Here is a 12,719-nt window from a genome sequence, read left to right as displayed (position 1 = left end):
AGCAGCCGCCGGGAGCGAGGCAGGCGAGGCTGAGCGGCGTGGCCGGTGCCGAGGATGCTCAGATGGGAGGAAACGGACGGGAGTTGTCAGTCGGCACGGCGGCGGCGCAGCTCGAACACGCTGGCCCAGTTGAGGTGCTCATCGATCAGGCGGCGGGCGTAGAGGGCGGTGAAGTTGTTGTTCAGCCCGGCGACTCCGTACGGGAGTTGGTGGCGCAGGTCCTCGAAGAGGTCCTTGACGCTGACCCGTGTGGCGCCGGCGGCCAACCGGCGAGCGGCCATGCGTCTCAGTTCGAGATAGACGTGCGGGTTCTGTGCGTCGAAGGCGCGGAACCGCTCGGTGATGCTGCGACCGCTCGCACGGTTCGTCCCGGGGACGGCGGTGGACATGAGGGGTTCTCCACAGGCTGGGGAAAAGTGCAAGGTCAGGTACGCAAGGCTGGATCGGTGCGCAGGCGCGTGAAGGCGAGGGCCAGTCCGAGGCCCTGCAGGACCGCGCAGGCGGTGAGGACGTGGCCCAGTGCGTCGGGCGGTGTGAGCGCGGTCAGTACGCCGGCGACGGGGTAGGGCAGCAGGAGGATGAGGATGGTCGCCGACAGGGTGCTGCCGAACTTCTCCGGCGGAATCAGCTGGGAGCGCAGCGTGCGCAGCACCACCGTCATGCCGCCCTCGGCCGCCATGAGGACCGCGACCAAGACCAGGTAGGACAGGTAGTCGGGGGCTTGGGCGGCGGCGAGAGTGGCGAGCGAGGCGACTACGGCGCAGGCGGCGCCGACCGGCCACAGGCCCAGCCGGTCGATCGCGAACCGGCAGAGGGTGACGCTGAGGAGCGTCGCTCCGGCAGCGGCGGACCAGACCAGGCCGACGTCGGTGGTGGACTGCCCGAAGTGCTTGACGACAATCACAGGACCAGCCGCTTGGAGGAGCCCGGTGGCGAGGTTGGACAGGGTCAGCCCGGTCACCAGCCAGCCGAGCGCGGGCAGGGAGCGGATGGTGTGCCAGCCGGTGAGCAGCCCGACACTGGTCTGCCCCTTGGGCGTGCGGGCCGGGGCGATGGGCGAGGGGGGTGTGCGCAGGGCGAGCATCGCGGCGAGAAGCGAGAGCACGGTGATTGCCGCGAGCATCGGCGGCGGCCCGGCGAGCAGCAGCACCGCGGCGAGCGCCGGCCCGGCCAGGGTCGCGGTCTGGTCGATGCCGAGCAGGACTGCCTGGACGCGATGCGCCCGACTTCCGGCGCGGCGGCCGGCGGCTGCGCCCGCGGTCTCGGCCGCGATATAGCTGAACTCGGTGAGTACGCCTGTGATCGCCGCGAGTGCCATCACGGTCACGCTCGCCACCGTGCCGGACGGATGGAGGCGGAGCAGGACCGCGCCGGCGGCCAGGGCCAGCGCGCGCCCCAGGGAGGCGAGGTGGAAGACGACGGATGCCCCGCGCCGGTCGACGATCGATCCGGCCCACCCGAACGCCGCCAGCCTCGGAATCCACTCCAAGGCGAACGCCGCTCCCGTGAGCGCGGCGGAGCGGGTGGTGGCCAGGACCAGCAGCGGGATGCCGTAGGTGGACATGGCGAAGGCGAGGGCGTCCGCGGTGCGCGGCAGGTAGATGCCGCGCAGCAGCCCGGCGGTGTGGCGTGCGTGCCGGGGTGTGACCGCTGCGCTCACGCGACCGGCTCGGTCTCGGGCACCCTGGCCATTTGGGGGTTACCGGCCAGCCACTGGATCAGCAGCGTGCGGGGACGGGCAAGGTCCGCCGCATCCCCGGCGCTGGTCAGGCGCGGGGCGGACAGCGGTGCGAGGCCGTCGGCGTGCTCGGTGGTGAGCGATGGCGCCAACAGGTCGAGGACGTGCCGGATACGGCGGCTGAACTCGCAGACGGGGGCTGGGACGGCGTGACGCCGGGCCCAGCGAGCCATCGCGTCGTACAGGTCCGCCAACTCCGTTCCGCCCTGCGTGAGTTCCAGACCGGCGCCGGGCGCGACCCGGATGAGACCGTGGGCGCGGGCCGTGTCGGAGGCGCTTCGCAGCTGGCGCGTGGAGAGGTCGGGCAGGGTGCCGGCCAGCCGTCGCGGAGGTATGGCGCCGTTGTCGTCGATCTCGGTGACCAGGCGGATCAAGGAGCGCGAGGCCAGCAGTTCGACGGCGTGGCGCACTTCGGCAGGGGTGAAGGGGGTGCTCATCGGCGCGGGCCTCCCGCCGGAATGGCTGCCTTCGGGCGGGCGGTCGTGGCGTGCGAGAAGAGCTCGCGGTGGTGCCACGCCGGAGAGGACCCGGGCGTCCGAGCGGATGGGAGCGCCGCAGGGGTCGGCCGTGGCTGGCTGCTGAGCCACGGCCTCGGCGCGGGCTTTTCCTGCGGGTGTCCCCAGACAGGGTGGTGGGCCGCCTGGTCGAGACGCTGCCCGGCGGACCAGGCGGACAGGGCTCCGAGCACGGGGCCGAGGCCGTCGCCGGCTGCGGACAGCCGGTAGGGCCGGCCGATGCCCTCGGTGTCGACCAGGCCGTCGGCGACGAGCTGCCGCAGCGGCGGATAAATGTTGGTCCAGTCGCCGCTGGGCATCACGATGCGGGCCAGGGCCCGGCCGCTGACCTCCTGCCGGGACTTGAGCACCCACAAGATGGCGGCGGCGTGACGCCGGGTTAGGAGGGTGAGGCTGTCCTCGATCTGCTCGATCGCGGGCAGTGGACGGTCCGCCTTCTCTAGGTGTTCCTCGGCCCAGGTGACGATCACCGGCAGGACCGGCAGCAGGGCCGCGCCACGTTCGGTGTGGCGGTAGGTCACGTGCCGCGCGGTGTGTTCGGTGCGCTCGACGAGCCCGGCATCACACAGTGCCTTGAGCTTGGGATGGAGCTGGCCGTTCTGCAGCCAGGACACCTTGGCCGCCAGCTCGCTGTAACGCAGCGGCGGGCCGGAAAGGGCCAGTAGGATCCTGACGTTCCAGCGCGGGGTGATCATGGCGAGGGCCTCGGTGACCCGAGCGATGTCCGCGTCGGCGTCAGGGGGCAGAGCGGTGATGGCCAAGGGAGGAACTCCTGGGTGAAGGAAAGGGCGGATCGCCTGAGCGGTCAGCGGCTGTGCGCCGGGCTCGGCGCCGAAAGAGGCGGAGCTGCAACGGGCGGCGAGCAAGTCGGCGGCGGGGCAGGCGCCGGGGCTGAGACGCGGGCCAGGCTCTGCAGGACGGCGGCGACCGACTTGGCCTGGACGTCGCGGACGGCGACGGCTTCGGCGAGCCGGCGTGCACCGTCGAGGAGGTGGGAGACCTCGTGCGGGCCGATCTGCCGCTCGGGGTGGATGAGCCGGGCGAGGTGGTCGCGGTGGACGTCGATGCTGCGCTCGGCGAGGGCGAGACCCTCGTGCATGCCGAGCAGGGCGGAGAGCATGCCGGGCGGCTGGTCCTGGGCGTGGGCTTCGAGGTCGGCGAGCGGCGCGCCGTACAGGTTCTCGATCCGGTCGGCTATGTCGGTGGACGTGAGGTGGGGCAAGCGGGGGCTTTCACGGTCGGCGGCCCCGGGCCGCCCCGGCACGCTGGGGTGCCGGGGCGGCAGACGGGGGCAGGGATGCGGCGGCCGTGAGCTGCGTGCGGGCGGGCCAGGCCCGCTGGCCGGGCGGGGGCGTGGTGCACAGCAACTCGCGAAGGGCGGCGCGGTAGCCATCGCGGGCGTCGAGCGCCGCCTCCAGCCACTGGGCGTCGAAGCGGAGCTTGTCCGCCGACAGTTAGCCCATGTCGCGGTCCGGCTCCATGTCGGCGTAGACGCGGTCGCGGACGCGGGCGACCTGCTCCTCGGTGAGCGCCAGGAACGAGCGCAGTTCCAGGGCCCGGGCAAGCGCGGGCGAGGCATCGTGGCCGGCCGCCGCCTCGTACAGCTCGGGCACCGGCCTTCCGAAGATCATGGACAGGTCGGCGTCCATGGTGCTGGCCTTGTCCCGGCTCATCGGGCGCCCCTTGCCGATCGCCACGCCGATGCCGGTGCGGCGGTACCGGCTGGCCGATGAGGAGGGCTGGTCTGCACCGCCGGGCCGGTGCGGGGCCGAAGGCGGGCAAGGCGCTGGGCGGCGAGGTCCCTCTTCCCCGGAGCGTCCGGGTCAAGGAGCCACCGCACGACCATGGCCCGGCCGTCGCGGGCGGTGACGGCCGCGTTCACCCGGTGGGCGAGGCCCATCGTCGGATCGTCGACCTCGCTGGGCTGGGTCTGCAGCGCAGCAACAAGATCGTCCTCCGCACGGTCGAGCACGGACTGGGCTTCGACGAGAAGGCCGTGCCACTTGACGACGTCGGTGGCATCAGGATTCGCGGTCGGCGCGGCGGCGACCGCGGCCTTCAACTGGTCCATGCCCATGCCGAAACGCGCTTCGATCCGTTCGGTGAGCACGCCCACGACATCCTCAGACTCATCGGATATGCCGTCGGACAAAAGGGAGTCTCCTGTTCTGGAAAGGCCGATCCCTGGGTAATGGGAGGTCCTGCCGTACCCGGTGGCTCAGCCGCTGACGGGCACCTGCTGGGGGCCTGTCAGTCCAGGCACATCGGGACGTCGCGGTAGACGTAGGTGCCGGAGACCCAGCCCTTGACCCCGGTGGTCTTGTCCGTGATGTAGAGCCAGTTGCCACTCTTCTTGGCGACGCTGAACTTGTGGCTCCGGTAGAGCACGCCGAGCGCGGTCGACTTCGTGGTGGCCTTGGACCGGATGGTCACGGCCTTGGTGTGCACCTCGTACGGCAGCGGAGGCTGGGACGAGCAGCTGCTCGCGGGGGCCGCACTGGCGGTGGTGGCGGTCAGGACCGGCAGAGCGAGGGCGCCGAGCATGGCTGCGGATATGGCAATTCGGGTGGAGCGCATGCGGAAGAAACCTCCGTGAAGGCATGGGGATGGCGGGGGAAGGAGCCGCGGGGTTGTTCCGGCGGCTGTATAAGAGTCCGGAGATTCGCCGGTTTGGCTAACCGGCGATCGTCGGCTATGTTGCGCCGCCCCGGGCGGCTTTCACGCTCAGCGTGAGCGGCCGGGCGGGCGCGGGGCAGGGGCTTTCGGCAAGCCGGCCGGGCGGCTGGCGGCGGCTGCCGGACGGACCGGCGGAAGAGGGCCGGCCTGGCCGGCGAGGCGGTTGTCGCACCACTGCAGTGCCTCGCCGAGCGTGTCGAAGCCGCCCTCGCGCAGGGTGTGCGTCCACGTCTCGGTGTCGACCTCTTCGACCACGACGCGGAACGGTGAGGGGGCTCGCTCCTCCAGGGCGCGCAGGGCCACGACGATGACCATGTCGTCCGGGTCGTCGCTGGTGTAGGAGTAGCCCATGGCGTAGTGGTCGCCGTCGTCGGCGAGGCGTCGCTCCAGCGCTCGCGTGGCCTCGTCCGCCGGCGGCGGGCCCAGCTCGGGGTCGAGGGCGAGGGCATCGGGCCGACAGCCACGGTGGATGAGCCAGGACTGCGCCATCGCGGGCAGCGGCAGATGGGCATGCTCGAAGCTGAACGTCCGCTCCGCCTGATCGCGTTGCAGATGCACGGCGAGCACCTGTGGCATGCCGGGGTGTCCCCAGGTGGCGGTGCGGTCGAACAGGACGTAGTAGCTGCGCGGGCCGTCGTGATGTTCGGCGAGGGGAACGAGCATGTCCTCGTGGACAGCGACCTTGCGGTAGAAGTCGAGGCATTTCTCCTCGTCGGCGTCGAGGTCGTCCAGATCGAAGTCGACGTGGGGAATGGACTTCCGGTCCGGCGCCAGTTCGGTGGGAGACAAAAGAGCCTTTCGGTGAAGTCAGCGCCGCTGCGCCGGGGTGGCCCGCGACGCGCCGGGGCGAGCCGGGACCTTCGGCGCCTGCGCTGTGGGGGCCCGACGGGCGGCGACCAGCACGGCCCGTCCGGCGTCGGTGAGTGCGACCGGCTGGCCGGCGTGCACGGGGTGGCCGGTGTCCCGGACGACCAGGCCGGCGTCCTCCAACTGCTGCAGCCTGGCGTGGGGGATGCGGGTACCGGAGGCGGCTGTGACGGACATCCGGCCGGTCAGCAGGTGTTCGTAGAGCTTGGCGCCGCCGGCGATGGCGAGCAGCGCCGCCTGGTCGTCCGTCGAGAGCTGCCGGGCGTCGGGCGCGGAAGCCGCCGCTGCGGCTTCGATGGGCTCCAGGGCGGCGAGCACCCTCCTAGCCGCGGCGTCCCGCGCGGCGGCGGCCTCTTCCAGCTGGTCCACGGTGCGGTCGAGGCGCGTGAACAGGGCGTCATCGACGTCGAACTCGCCGCTGGACAGGCGGTTGAGGAGCCGGAGATAGAAGGTGACGCTGGTGTGGGCCTTGGCCAGTTCACGGTGCAGGTCGACCACTTGGGCGTGCTGCTCGTCGAGGACGCCGCGGTCGCGGTAGGCCCACAGGGTGTCGATGTCGTGACCGGTGACGGCTTCGAGGCGGTGGTCGAGCGGGGAGACCGCACGCCGGGTGGGTGCCGGCGCCGGTTCAGGGGGCATAGGCGGACCTCTGTGCGTTCAGCGGGTGTGATGGTGCGCGGGGTTTGGGGCGGGAGGGGGCAGCCCTGGCAGTGCGGTGGGCGGCGGACCGGGCCGGGGCACGGGAGTGCGGGTGGTCAGCTGCGGGGACCGCGAGCGTGCCGCGTGGGTGCGGGCGCTCAGCGGCCGGCGGGTCATCCCCAGGCGGCGGCCGACCTCGTCGTAGACGTCGTTGCCTGCTCGCGGCCGGATGGCGACGACGTGGATCTCCTTGTGGTGCGCGGACTCCGCGGGTGCCGGACGGACGCCGTAGACCACGCGCCAGTCCTTGCGCGAGTCCACGAACAGCTTCCGCAATCCCTCCAGGTCACCGTCGAGACGCAGGCCGAAGCGCTGCGCGTTCACGACTTCCTGCAGGTAGGCGAGCGTGAGGTCGCGTATGTCGCTGGGGGCCTGGAGGAGATCGGTCAGCGCGCGGGGGTCGAAGCTCAGTGCGAAGGCGGGCTGTCCCACTCCCGCGGTCATGACGTCGGCTCGTCCGGCTCGGCGGCTTGTGCCGTATTCGCCGTCTCCGTGCGCACGGACGGCGGCGGGCCGGGCAAAAGGCGGTGCGCTGGCCGGTCAGGCGAGGTCATGCAGGCCGACAGCGGCCCGCCCGGCGCACGGATCGCCGCGACGGCGTGGGTGAGGAAGTCGCGGTGCCACACGAACAGGCCGGACAGCCCCGCTTCGGGATCCTTGTGCTGCTGGTAGGCGAGCCACAGGGCGTGGAGCCAGGCCACGACGTCGTCGTGCTCCTGCCACTGCAGGCACCAAGGTGCCGCGGTGGTGACCTCCGCCCCGTACACCGGGAGGAAGAAGTCATCCACCCAGTCAGAGAGGGCGTCGAGTTCGTCCTCGCGTTCTTCTCCGTCGAGTTCCAGGATCGGGCGGGGCTCCGGTGGAGCGGCGGGAGGCGGCCCGCCGAGTCCTGGCATCCCGAAGGCGGCGAACGGTGATCCGCTGGGCGGTGGGGCGGAGGCGAGGTGGTCGAGCTGCTGGGCCTGTTGCGCCGACTGCTCAATGAGCCGCCGCACGCTCGCCTCGATTCCCTCCATCTGTCGATCCGGAATACGAACCGGCTCCAACTCGCCATCGTCAGGCGACTTTGTTGATTCGGGCATTGAAAAGCTCGGCCTCCTACGAGACACGGGATGAGAAAAGGACGGAAGCGTCTGCTCGCGGCCCATCCGGCGAGCTGCACGGCCACTGCGGCGGTATGTCGCCGACGGCCACGCTTGGGGAGCCGGTCGCCTTGGCGGGCGGGGCTCAGCCGGTAAGGTCCACGTCGTCCTGCGCGAGGGTTTCGCGCATCGTCTCGGTGAGCCGGTCGGCCGCGACCGACGCGTAGTGCTCGGTCTTCTCCACGCCGATGAAGTCCCGGCCTTCCAGCAGAGCGGCCACGCCCGTGGAGCCGGACCCGGCGCAAAAGTCGAGGACCGTGCCGCCCTCGGGGCTGATCTTGACCAGCTCGCGCATCACCTCGACCGGCTTCTGCGTGATGTGCCGGCGCTGCGCGCCCGAGGGCTGCGACGCCGAGTACATGCCGGGCAGATAGACCGGGTTCCGGGAGCCGTCGATCGGCCCCTTGCTGGCCCAGACGATGAATTCGCAGTTCTGGGTGAAGCGGCCCTTCTGCGGCCTGGCCTGCGGCTTGTGCCAGGCCAGCACACCGCGCCACAGCCACCCGGCGGCCTGGATCGCGTCCGTCGTCGTCGGGAGCTGACGCCAGTCGGTGAACAGCAGCGCGGTCCCGCCGGTCTTCGTCAGACGGTGCGCTTCGGTCATGATCTGCGTCAGCCAGAACGCATAAGACCTCTGGTCCATGTTCTCGCCGGTGAAGTCGGCGAGGTCGTTCTTGGCATCGGCGGAGGTGTACTTCTGCTTCGCGGAGCGCGTGGTGCGCTCCTTGGCGGTCCGGCCACCGCTGTTGTACGGCGGGTCGGTGATGACGGAGTCGACGCAGCCGTCCGGAAGTCCGGAGAGAACGGCCAAGGCGTCGCCCTGGTGAAGGGAAAAAGGCAAAGGGGAACCCCTATTCGGGTGCGGAATCGCGGAGGGAACCAGCCGCCTCGCACGGGAGTCCTCGCAGGCCGGAAGTGGGCATGAAGAAGCCCAGGGCCGCAGACCGAGGAGGCGAGGGGGAGTCCAAAAACTGTAGAGGCGAATCCGCCGACGACCAAGAAGTGCCGTGCGGGGGTGCCGGATTCCGGCACCTCGCGCCAGCTTTTTGGTCAACCGCCAATCCGCATCTACTGTTTTTGAACCGCCCGGCGCACACCGCCGATGGCTACTCCCCGCCACACCTCACGGAGGTACCCCCTTGCCCCGGCATACCTAGCTCACGGCCCGGCCAGCTGGAGCGAGCGGCAACTCGCCCCGCGCTGACCCACCTTGATCGCCCACCCCGGCCGCCGCGCCCTTCCACCACGCCTCGCGCACGCGGCACGCCGGACACCGCACCCCCGAAGGACACGCTCATGACGTCTCGCTACCCACCCCTGCCCGACCTCGCTGACCCGCGAGTGGTCCGCTCCGGTTGAAGGCGCTCGCCGCCGGCATCGGCGTCGTCTTCCTCTCCCCGCTCCTGCTCGCCGGCACCGGCATGATGATGGCGTCCTCCGCGGACGCCGTTCAAAGCAGCAGCAGTTCCCTCGTCTGCCTGAACGACATCGACACCGGCAAGGTCGCCGAGCAGGTCACCAAGATCCTCGACGGGGCGTCCGGCAAGAACGTCCACATCGAGGGCCTGGACCTGCCCGCCGAGCAGGTTCCCAATGCCCAGACGATCGTGGCCACCGGTATCAGCCTCGACGTCCCCAAGAAGGGCCAGGTCATCGCGCTCGCCACGGCGATGCAGGAGTCGCGGCTGCGCAACCTCAACTACGGCGACAGGGACAGCCTTGGGCTGTTCCAGCAGCGTCCCTCCCAGGGCTGGGGCACCGCCGAGCAGATCCGTGACCCGACGTACGCGAGCGAGCAGTTCTACAAGCACCTGCTCAAGGTGAACGGCTGGCAGCAGATGACCGTCACCCAGGCCGCCCAGGCAGTACAGCAGTCCGGCCTGCCGGACGCCTACGCGCAGTGGGAGCACCTGGCCACCGCGCTGCAGGAAGCCATCGCCAAGACCTTCCCCGGCGCCGGCAACGACAAGGACGCCAAGGATCCGAACCCAGGCAAGGACTCAGGAGCCGGCACCACCGGCTGCGCTCCGGGCCAGGACGGCTCCGGCTTCGGCCCGATCCCCGAGGGCAGCGTCCCAAAGGGATACAAGATCCCCAAGGACGCCGACCCGAAGGCGCGCAAGGCCATCGAGTGGGCGATGCACCAGCTCGGCACCCTCTACCAGTGGGGCGGATCCTGCACCAACGCCCACGGCCCGGACCCGATGGGCCGCTGCGACTGCAGCTCGCTGATGCAGCAGGCGTACGCGCACGCCGGCGTCACGCTCAGCCGCACCACGTACACGCAGGTCAACGAGGGCAAGGCGGTCTCGCCCGCCCAGCTCAAGCCCGGTGACCTCATCTTCAGCCGCGGCACCGCCGCCCGGCCTGAGCATGTCGGCATGTACATCGGCGAGGGCCTCGTGATCGAGGCACCGCGCTCTTCAAAGCCGGTGCGGATCACCCCGATCAAGGACTGGACGATTCTCGCCGCCCGCCGCGTCATCTGACGCCACCCCGCCAGGGCACCGCTCCGGGCGGGCCGCAGCCGCGGTGATCTCCCGCGCCCCGAGCGCATCTCCCCACCCCCTCTGCTTCCCCTCTTCTCGCCGGCCCCTCGTCTGGCCCGCGTATGCAAGGAGCCCCGCCACACCCATGTCCCTCCCTCTCGCAGACCGCGTCATCCAGCTCGCCTACAACCCAGGCATCTCGCCCCAGGGCGGCGGCCTGCCCGGTCTGAGCGTGCTGAAGAACGTCGTCAACTCGATCAACATGTTCGGGATCATCGCCGTCGTCGGCGCCCTCGCCGTCTCGCTCGGCGTGTGGGCCTGGGGCCACCACACCGGCGGCCACCAGGCCGAGGCCAACGGCAAGAAGGGCGCCGTCGTCGCCGCGGGCGCCGCCCTCGGCCTCGGCGCCGCGAACGGAATCGTCGCGTTCTTCTCCACCCTCGGCTCACAGGTCCACTGATGCGGAACCGATTCCCCACCCTCTCGCTGTCCTCTTACGGCGTCGGCTGGTCGGCCAACCGGCGCATCACCATCGTCGCTCTGGTCGTCACCGTCCTGCTCGCCATCGCCGCAGCCGTCGCCTGGCTGTCCGGCAGCGGCAACGCCCACCGGGATCCGACCGCTGCCGGGCCGGCCGCGACGCATAGCCCGTCCTCCTCCGCAGCCCCCGACCCGAAACCCGAGGCCGGCTCCGGTTCCGTGCCCAAGCCCCCGCAGATCGCCGAGCCGGTCGCGTACGCCAAGGCAGCAGCCCAGATGCTGTGGTCCTACGACACCCGCGACACCAGCCGCGACCAGCAGCTCGCCGGCATGCGCGCGTGGATGACCAAGGAGCCCACCTACGCCGACTGGGCGTCCGTCTCCGGCCAGGTCCCGGATCCGTTGCTGTGGTCGCGGATGGCCGACCAGGACCAGCACGCCACCGCCCGCGTCACCGAAGGCCACTACCCGGGCGCGTTCAAGCAGGCCCTCGCCGAGGACCCCTCGGCGATCACCGAGGCGTACATCTACGTCGTCACCGTCAACGGCAAGCAGCAGATCGCCTGGAAGAAGGGCGGCGGCGGAGCCGAGGACCGCGCCGTGACCCTCGCCGTGCAGTGCCGCCCCGGCCACGACTGCTCCCTGGCCGCCATCGCTCCGAGCGTCACGCAGTGACCCGCGCCTGACATAAGACAAGGAGGAGTAACTCCCCGTGGGTTTCTGTGATTACCCCCTGGCGGACAAACTGTGCGCCGTCGGCGACGCGGTCGATTTCGCCTCGGACCCTGGCAAGGCCATCGGTGACTGGATGGCGAAGTCCGCAGGTGAGCTGGCTGCGGCAGCAGCCGACCTGGCCGCCAAGGCGGTCAACACCACCACGAGGGTCGACCTGAACGCCGGATGGTTCCGCGACAACTACGAGATGCTGCTGCCACTGGGCCTGGTCCTGCTGGTCGCCACCTTCTGCGCGCAACTCGTCCGGGCCGCCGTCAGACGCGACGGACAAGCCCTCACCCAAGCGTTCACCGGCACCATGTCAGGGGTGCTGTTCGCGTTCTGCGCCATCGCCCTGACCACGGTCGCCGTCGAAGTCGTCGACGCCGTCAGCGACGGCCTATTCAAGACCGCGCACATGAACATCGAGTCGGCCGTGCGCCGCATCGTCAAGGTCAGCCAGATCGGGTCCCTCGCCGGCCTGGGATGGCTCGTCCCGGTCGTCGTCGGTCTCGGCGCCGCCATCGGCGCCTTCCTCTACTGGTGCGTGATGATGGTCCGCAAGGTCGGCATCCTCGTCATGGTCACCCTCGCCGTCTTCGCGTCCGCCGGCGGCGGCTGGGAAGTCGCACGCCGCTGGCGCAAGGGCTGGATCGAAGCCACCGCCACCCTCGTCGTCAGCAAGCTGCTGATGACCGTGATCTTCGTGCTCGGCATCGCCGCCATGGGCAAGACTGACGCCAAGGACGGCATCGCCGCCCTCGCCGACGTCATGTCCGGCATCGTGATCATGATCCTGGTGCTGCTGTGCCCGTATGCCGTGTTCAAGTTCGTGCACTGGGCGGCCGACGGCACCGACGGCGAGTCCATCCACCGCGCCGGCGGCGCCGGAGCGCAGATCGCCAAGGCTCACGCCGAGAACGCTGCCCGCAAGGCCGCGGCGGCAGCGGCCACCGCCGGGAGTGGTGGCGCGGCAGCCGGTGCGGGTGTCGCCGCCGCGCAAGGCCCTGACGCCGTAGGCGGAGGCGGATTCCCCGGCGACATCGCCGCCAACCCCACCGGCGGCCAAGGCGGCAAGGACGATGCACAGGGTGGTGGAACGGGCGGCTCGCCCGGTGGCGGTGGCATGAAGTCCGGTCTGGAGAACGCCGTTCAGCCCGCGCCGACGAGCGTGTCGGATGACACGAGCGGCCAGGTGGGCGGCAGCCCGGGACCGGGTGGGTCCGGCGTGAGCGCCGCGTCCGGCCAGCAAGGCGGCTGGCAGTCAGTGCCGCCGACGACGACCCCGCCGCCGCAGGGCGCACCACCGTCCCCGGGGGCACAGAACGCCACGCCCAGCGGACCGGGCTCACCACCGGCGCCGCCTGCGACCGGCCTCTGATCCCCTGCCCGTCTACCG

General features: G+C 70.9%; 16 protein-coding genes and 1 pseudogene. 4 read left to right on the top strand and 13 right to left on the bottom strand.

The features are described 5' to 3' along the window. Positions 1-86: 86 nt before the first annotated feature. From ACQPXS_RS36365 to ACQPXS_RS36305, 13 genes and pseudogenes are all read right to left on the bottom strand, one after another. Positions 87-389: a hypothetical protein gene (locus ACQPXS_RS36365; protein ID WP_433453742.1), complete on the bottom strand. Its 303-nt coding sequence runs from the start codon at positions 387-389 to the stop codon at positions 87-89. Positions 390-424: 35 nt separating this feature from the next. Next, entirely contained in the window at positions 425-1,660 is a 1,236-nt protein-coding gene (locus ACQPXS_RS36360) for an MFS transporter (protein ID WP_433453741.1), read from the bottom strand. Further along, complete coding sequence (locus tag ACQPXS_RS36355) at positions 1,657-2,175, bottom strand: regulator (protein WP_433453740.1); 519 nt, start codon at positions 2,173-2,175, stop codon at positions 1,657-1,659. Before ACQPXS_RS36355 ends, ACQPXS_RS36360 begins: the two co-directional genes overlap by 4 nt. Beyond that, positions 2,172-3,014, bottom strand: coding sequence for a winged helix-turn-helix transcriptional regulator (locus tag ACQPXS_RS36350; protein WP_433453739.1), 843 nt, complete (start codon positions 3,012-3,014; stop codon positions 2,172-2,174). The genes ACQPXS_RS36355 and ACQPXS_RS36350 overlap by 4 nt, the downstream gene beginning before the upstream one ends. Positions 3,015-3,058: 44 nt before the next feature. Then, positions 3,059-3,475, bottom strand: coding sequence for a hypothetical protein (locus ACQPXS_RS36345; RefSeq protein WP_433453738.1), 417 nt, complete (start codon positions 3,473-3,475; stop codon positions 3,059-3,061). 10 nt (positions 3,476-3,485) lie between these two features. Beyond that, positions 3,486-3,926 (bottom strand): annotated as a pseudogene (locus ACQPXS_RS36340) (hypothetical protein). Next, positions 3,923-4,405: a hypothetical protein gene (locus tag ACQPXS_RS36335; RefSeq protein ID WP_433453737.1), complete on the bottom strand. Its 483-nt coding sequence runs from the start codon at positions 4,403-4,405 to the stop codon at positions 3,923-3,925. Before ACQPXS_RS36335 ends, ACQPXS_RS36340 begins: the two are co-directional and overlap by 4 nt. A gap of 98 nt (positions 4,406-4,503) precedes the next feature. After that, positions 4,504-4,797 carry an SH3 domain-containing protein gene (locus tag ACQPXS_RS36330; protein ID WP_433456109.1) on the bottom strand — a complete coding sequence of 98 codons (294 nt, stop codon included), beginning with the start codon at positions 4,795-4,797 and terminating at the stop codon, positions 4,504-4,506. 180 nt (positions 4,798-4,977) lie between these two features. Next, positions 4,978-5,718: a hypothetical protein gene (locus ACQPXS_RS36325; RefSeq protein ID WP_433453736.1), complete on the bottom strand. Its 741-nt coding sequence runs from the start codon at positions 5,716-5,718 to the stop codon at positions 4,978-4,980. 18 nt (positions 5,719-5,736) lie between these two features. Continuing rightward, positions 5,737-6,435 carry a hypothetical protein gene (locus ACQPXS_RS36320; protein ID WP_433453735.1) on the bottom strand — a complete coding sequence of 233 codons (699 nt, stop codon included), beginning with the start codon at positions 6,433-6,435 and terminating at the stop codon, positions 5,737-5,739. Positions 6,436-6,453: 18 nt separating this feature from the next. Then, a complete protein-coding gene (locus tag ACQPXS_RS36315) occupies positions 6,454-6,939 on the bottom strand; it encodes a hypothetical protein (protein ID WP_433453734.1) in 486 nt (161 codons plus the stop codon). Then, positions 6,936-7,511, bottom strand: a complete 576-nt coding sequence (locus tag ACQPXS_RS36310; protein WP_433453733.1) for a DUF4913 domain-containing protein — start codon at positions 7,509-7,511, stop codon at positions 6,936-6,938. Before ACQPXS_RS36310 ends, ACQPXS_RS36315 begins: the two co-directional genes overlap by 4 nt. A 211-nt stretch (positions 7,512-7,722) precedes the next feature. Continuing rightward, positions 7,723-8,478 (bottom strand): DNA-methyltransferase, encoded by a 756-nt coding sequence (locus ACQPXS_RS36305; protein WP_433453732.1) that lies wholly within the window; start codon positions 8,476-8,478, stop codon positions 7,723-7,725. A gap of 514 nt (positions 8,479-8,992) precedes the next feature. On the opposite strand from ACQPXS_RS36305, the gene ACQPXS_RS36300 reads away from it, so the two are divergent. From ACQPXS_RS36300 to ACQPXS_RS36285, 4 genes are all read left to right on the top strand, one after another. Next, positions 8,993-10,126, top strand: coding sequence for a C40 family peptidase (locus ACQPXS_RS36300; RefSeq protein ID WP_433453731.1), 1,134 nt, complete (start codon positions 8,993-8,995; stop codon positions 10,124-10,126). A 145-nt stretch (positions 10,127-10,271) separates the two neighbouring features. Next, positions 10,272-10,586, top strand: a complete 315-nt coding sequence (locus ACQPXS_RS36295) for a DUF6112 family protein (protein WP_433453730.1) — start codon at positions 10,272-10,274, stop codon at positions 10,584-10,586. Next, positions 10,586-11,281: a hypothetical protein gene (locus ACQPXS_RS36290; RefSeq protein WP_433453729.1), complete on the top strand. Its 696-nt coding sequence runs from the start codon at positions 10,586-10,588 to the stop codon at positions 11,279-11,281. Before ACQPXS_RS36295 ends, ACQPXS_RS36290 begins: the two co-directional genes overlap by 1 nt. A 37-nt stretch (positions 11,282-11,318) precedes the next feature. After that, positions 11,319-12,701 (top strand): SCO6881 family protein, encoded by a 1,383-nt coding sequence (locus ACQPXS_RS36285; RefSeq protein WP_433453728.1) that lies wholly within the window; start codon positions 11,319-11,321, stop codon positions 12,699-12,701. Positions 12,702-12,719 lie beyond the last annotated feature (18 nt).

It is taken from the genome of Streptomyces sp. CA-142005 (genome assembly GCF_050942335.1).
Lineage (GTDB): Bacteria > Actinomycetota > Actinomycetes > Streptomycetales > Streptomycetaceae > Streptomyces.
Note: the sequence above shows the minus strand (reverse complement) of the source record. Positions and strands in the feature narration are given on the sequence as shown.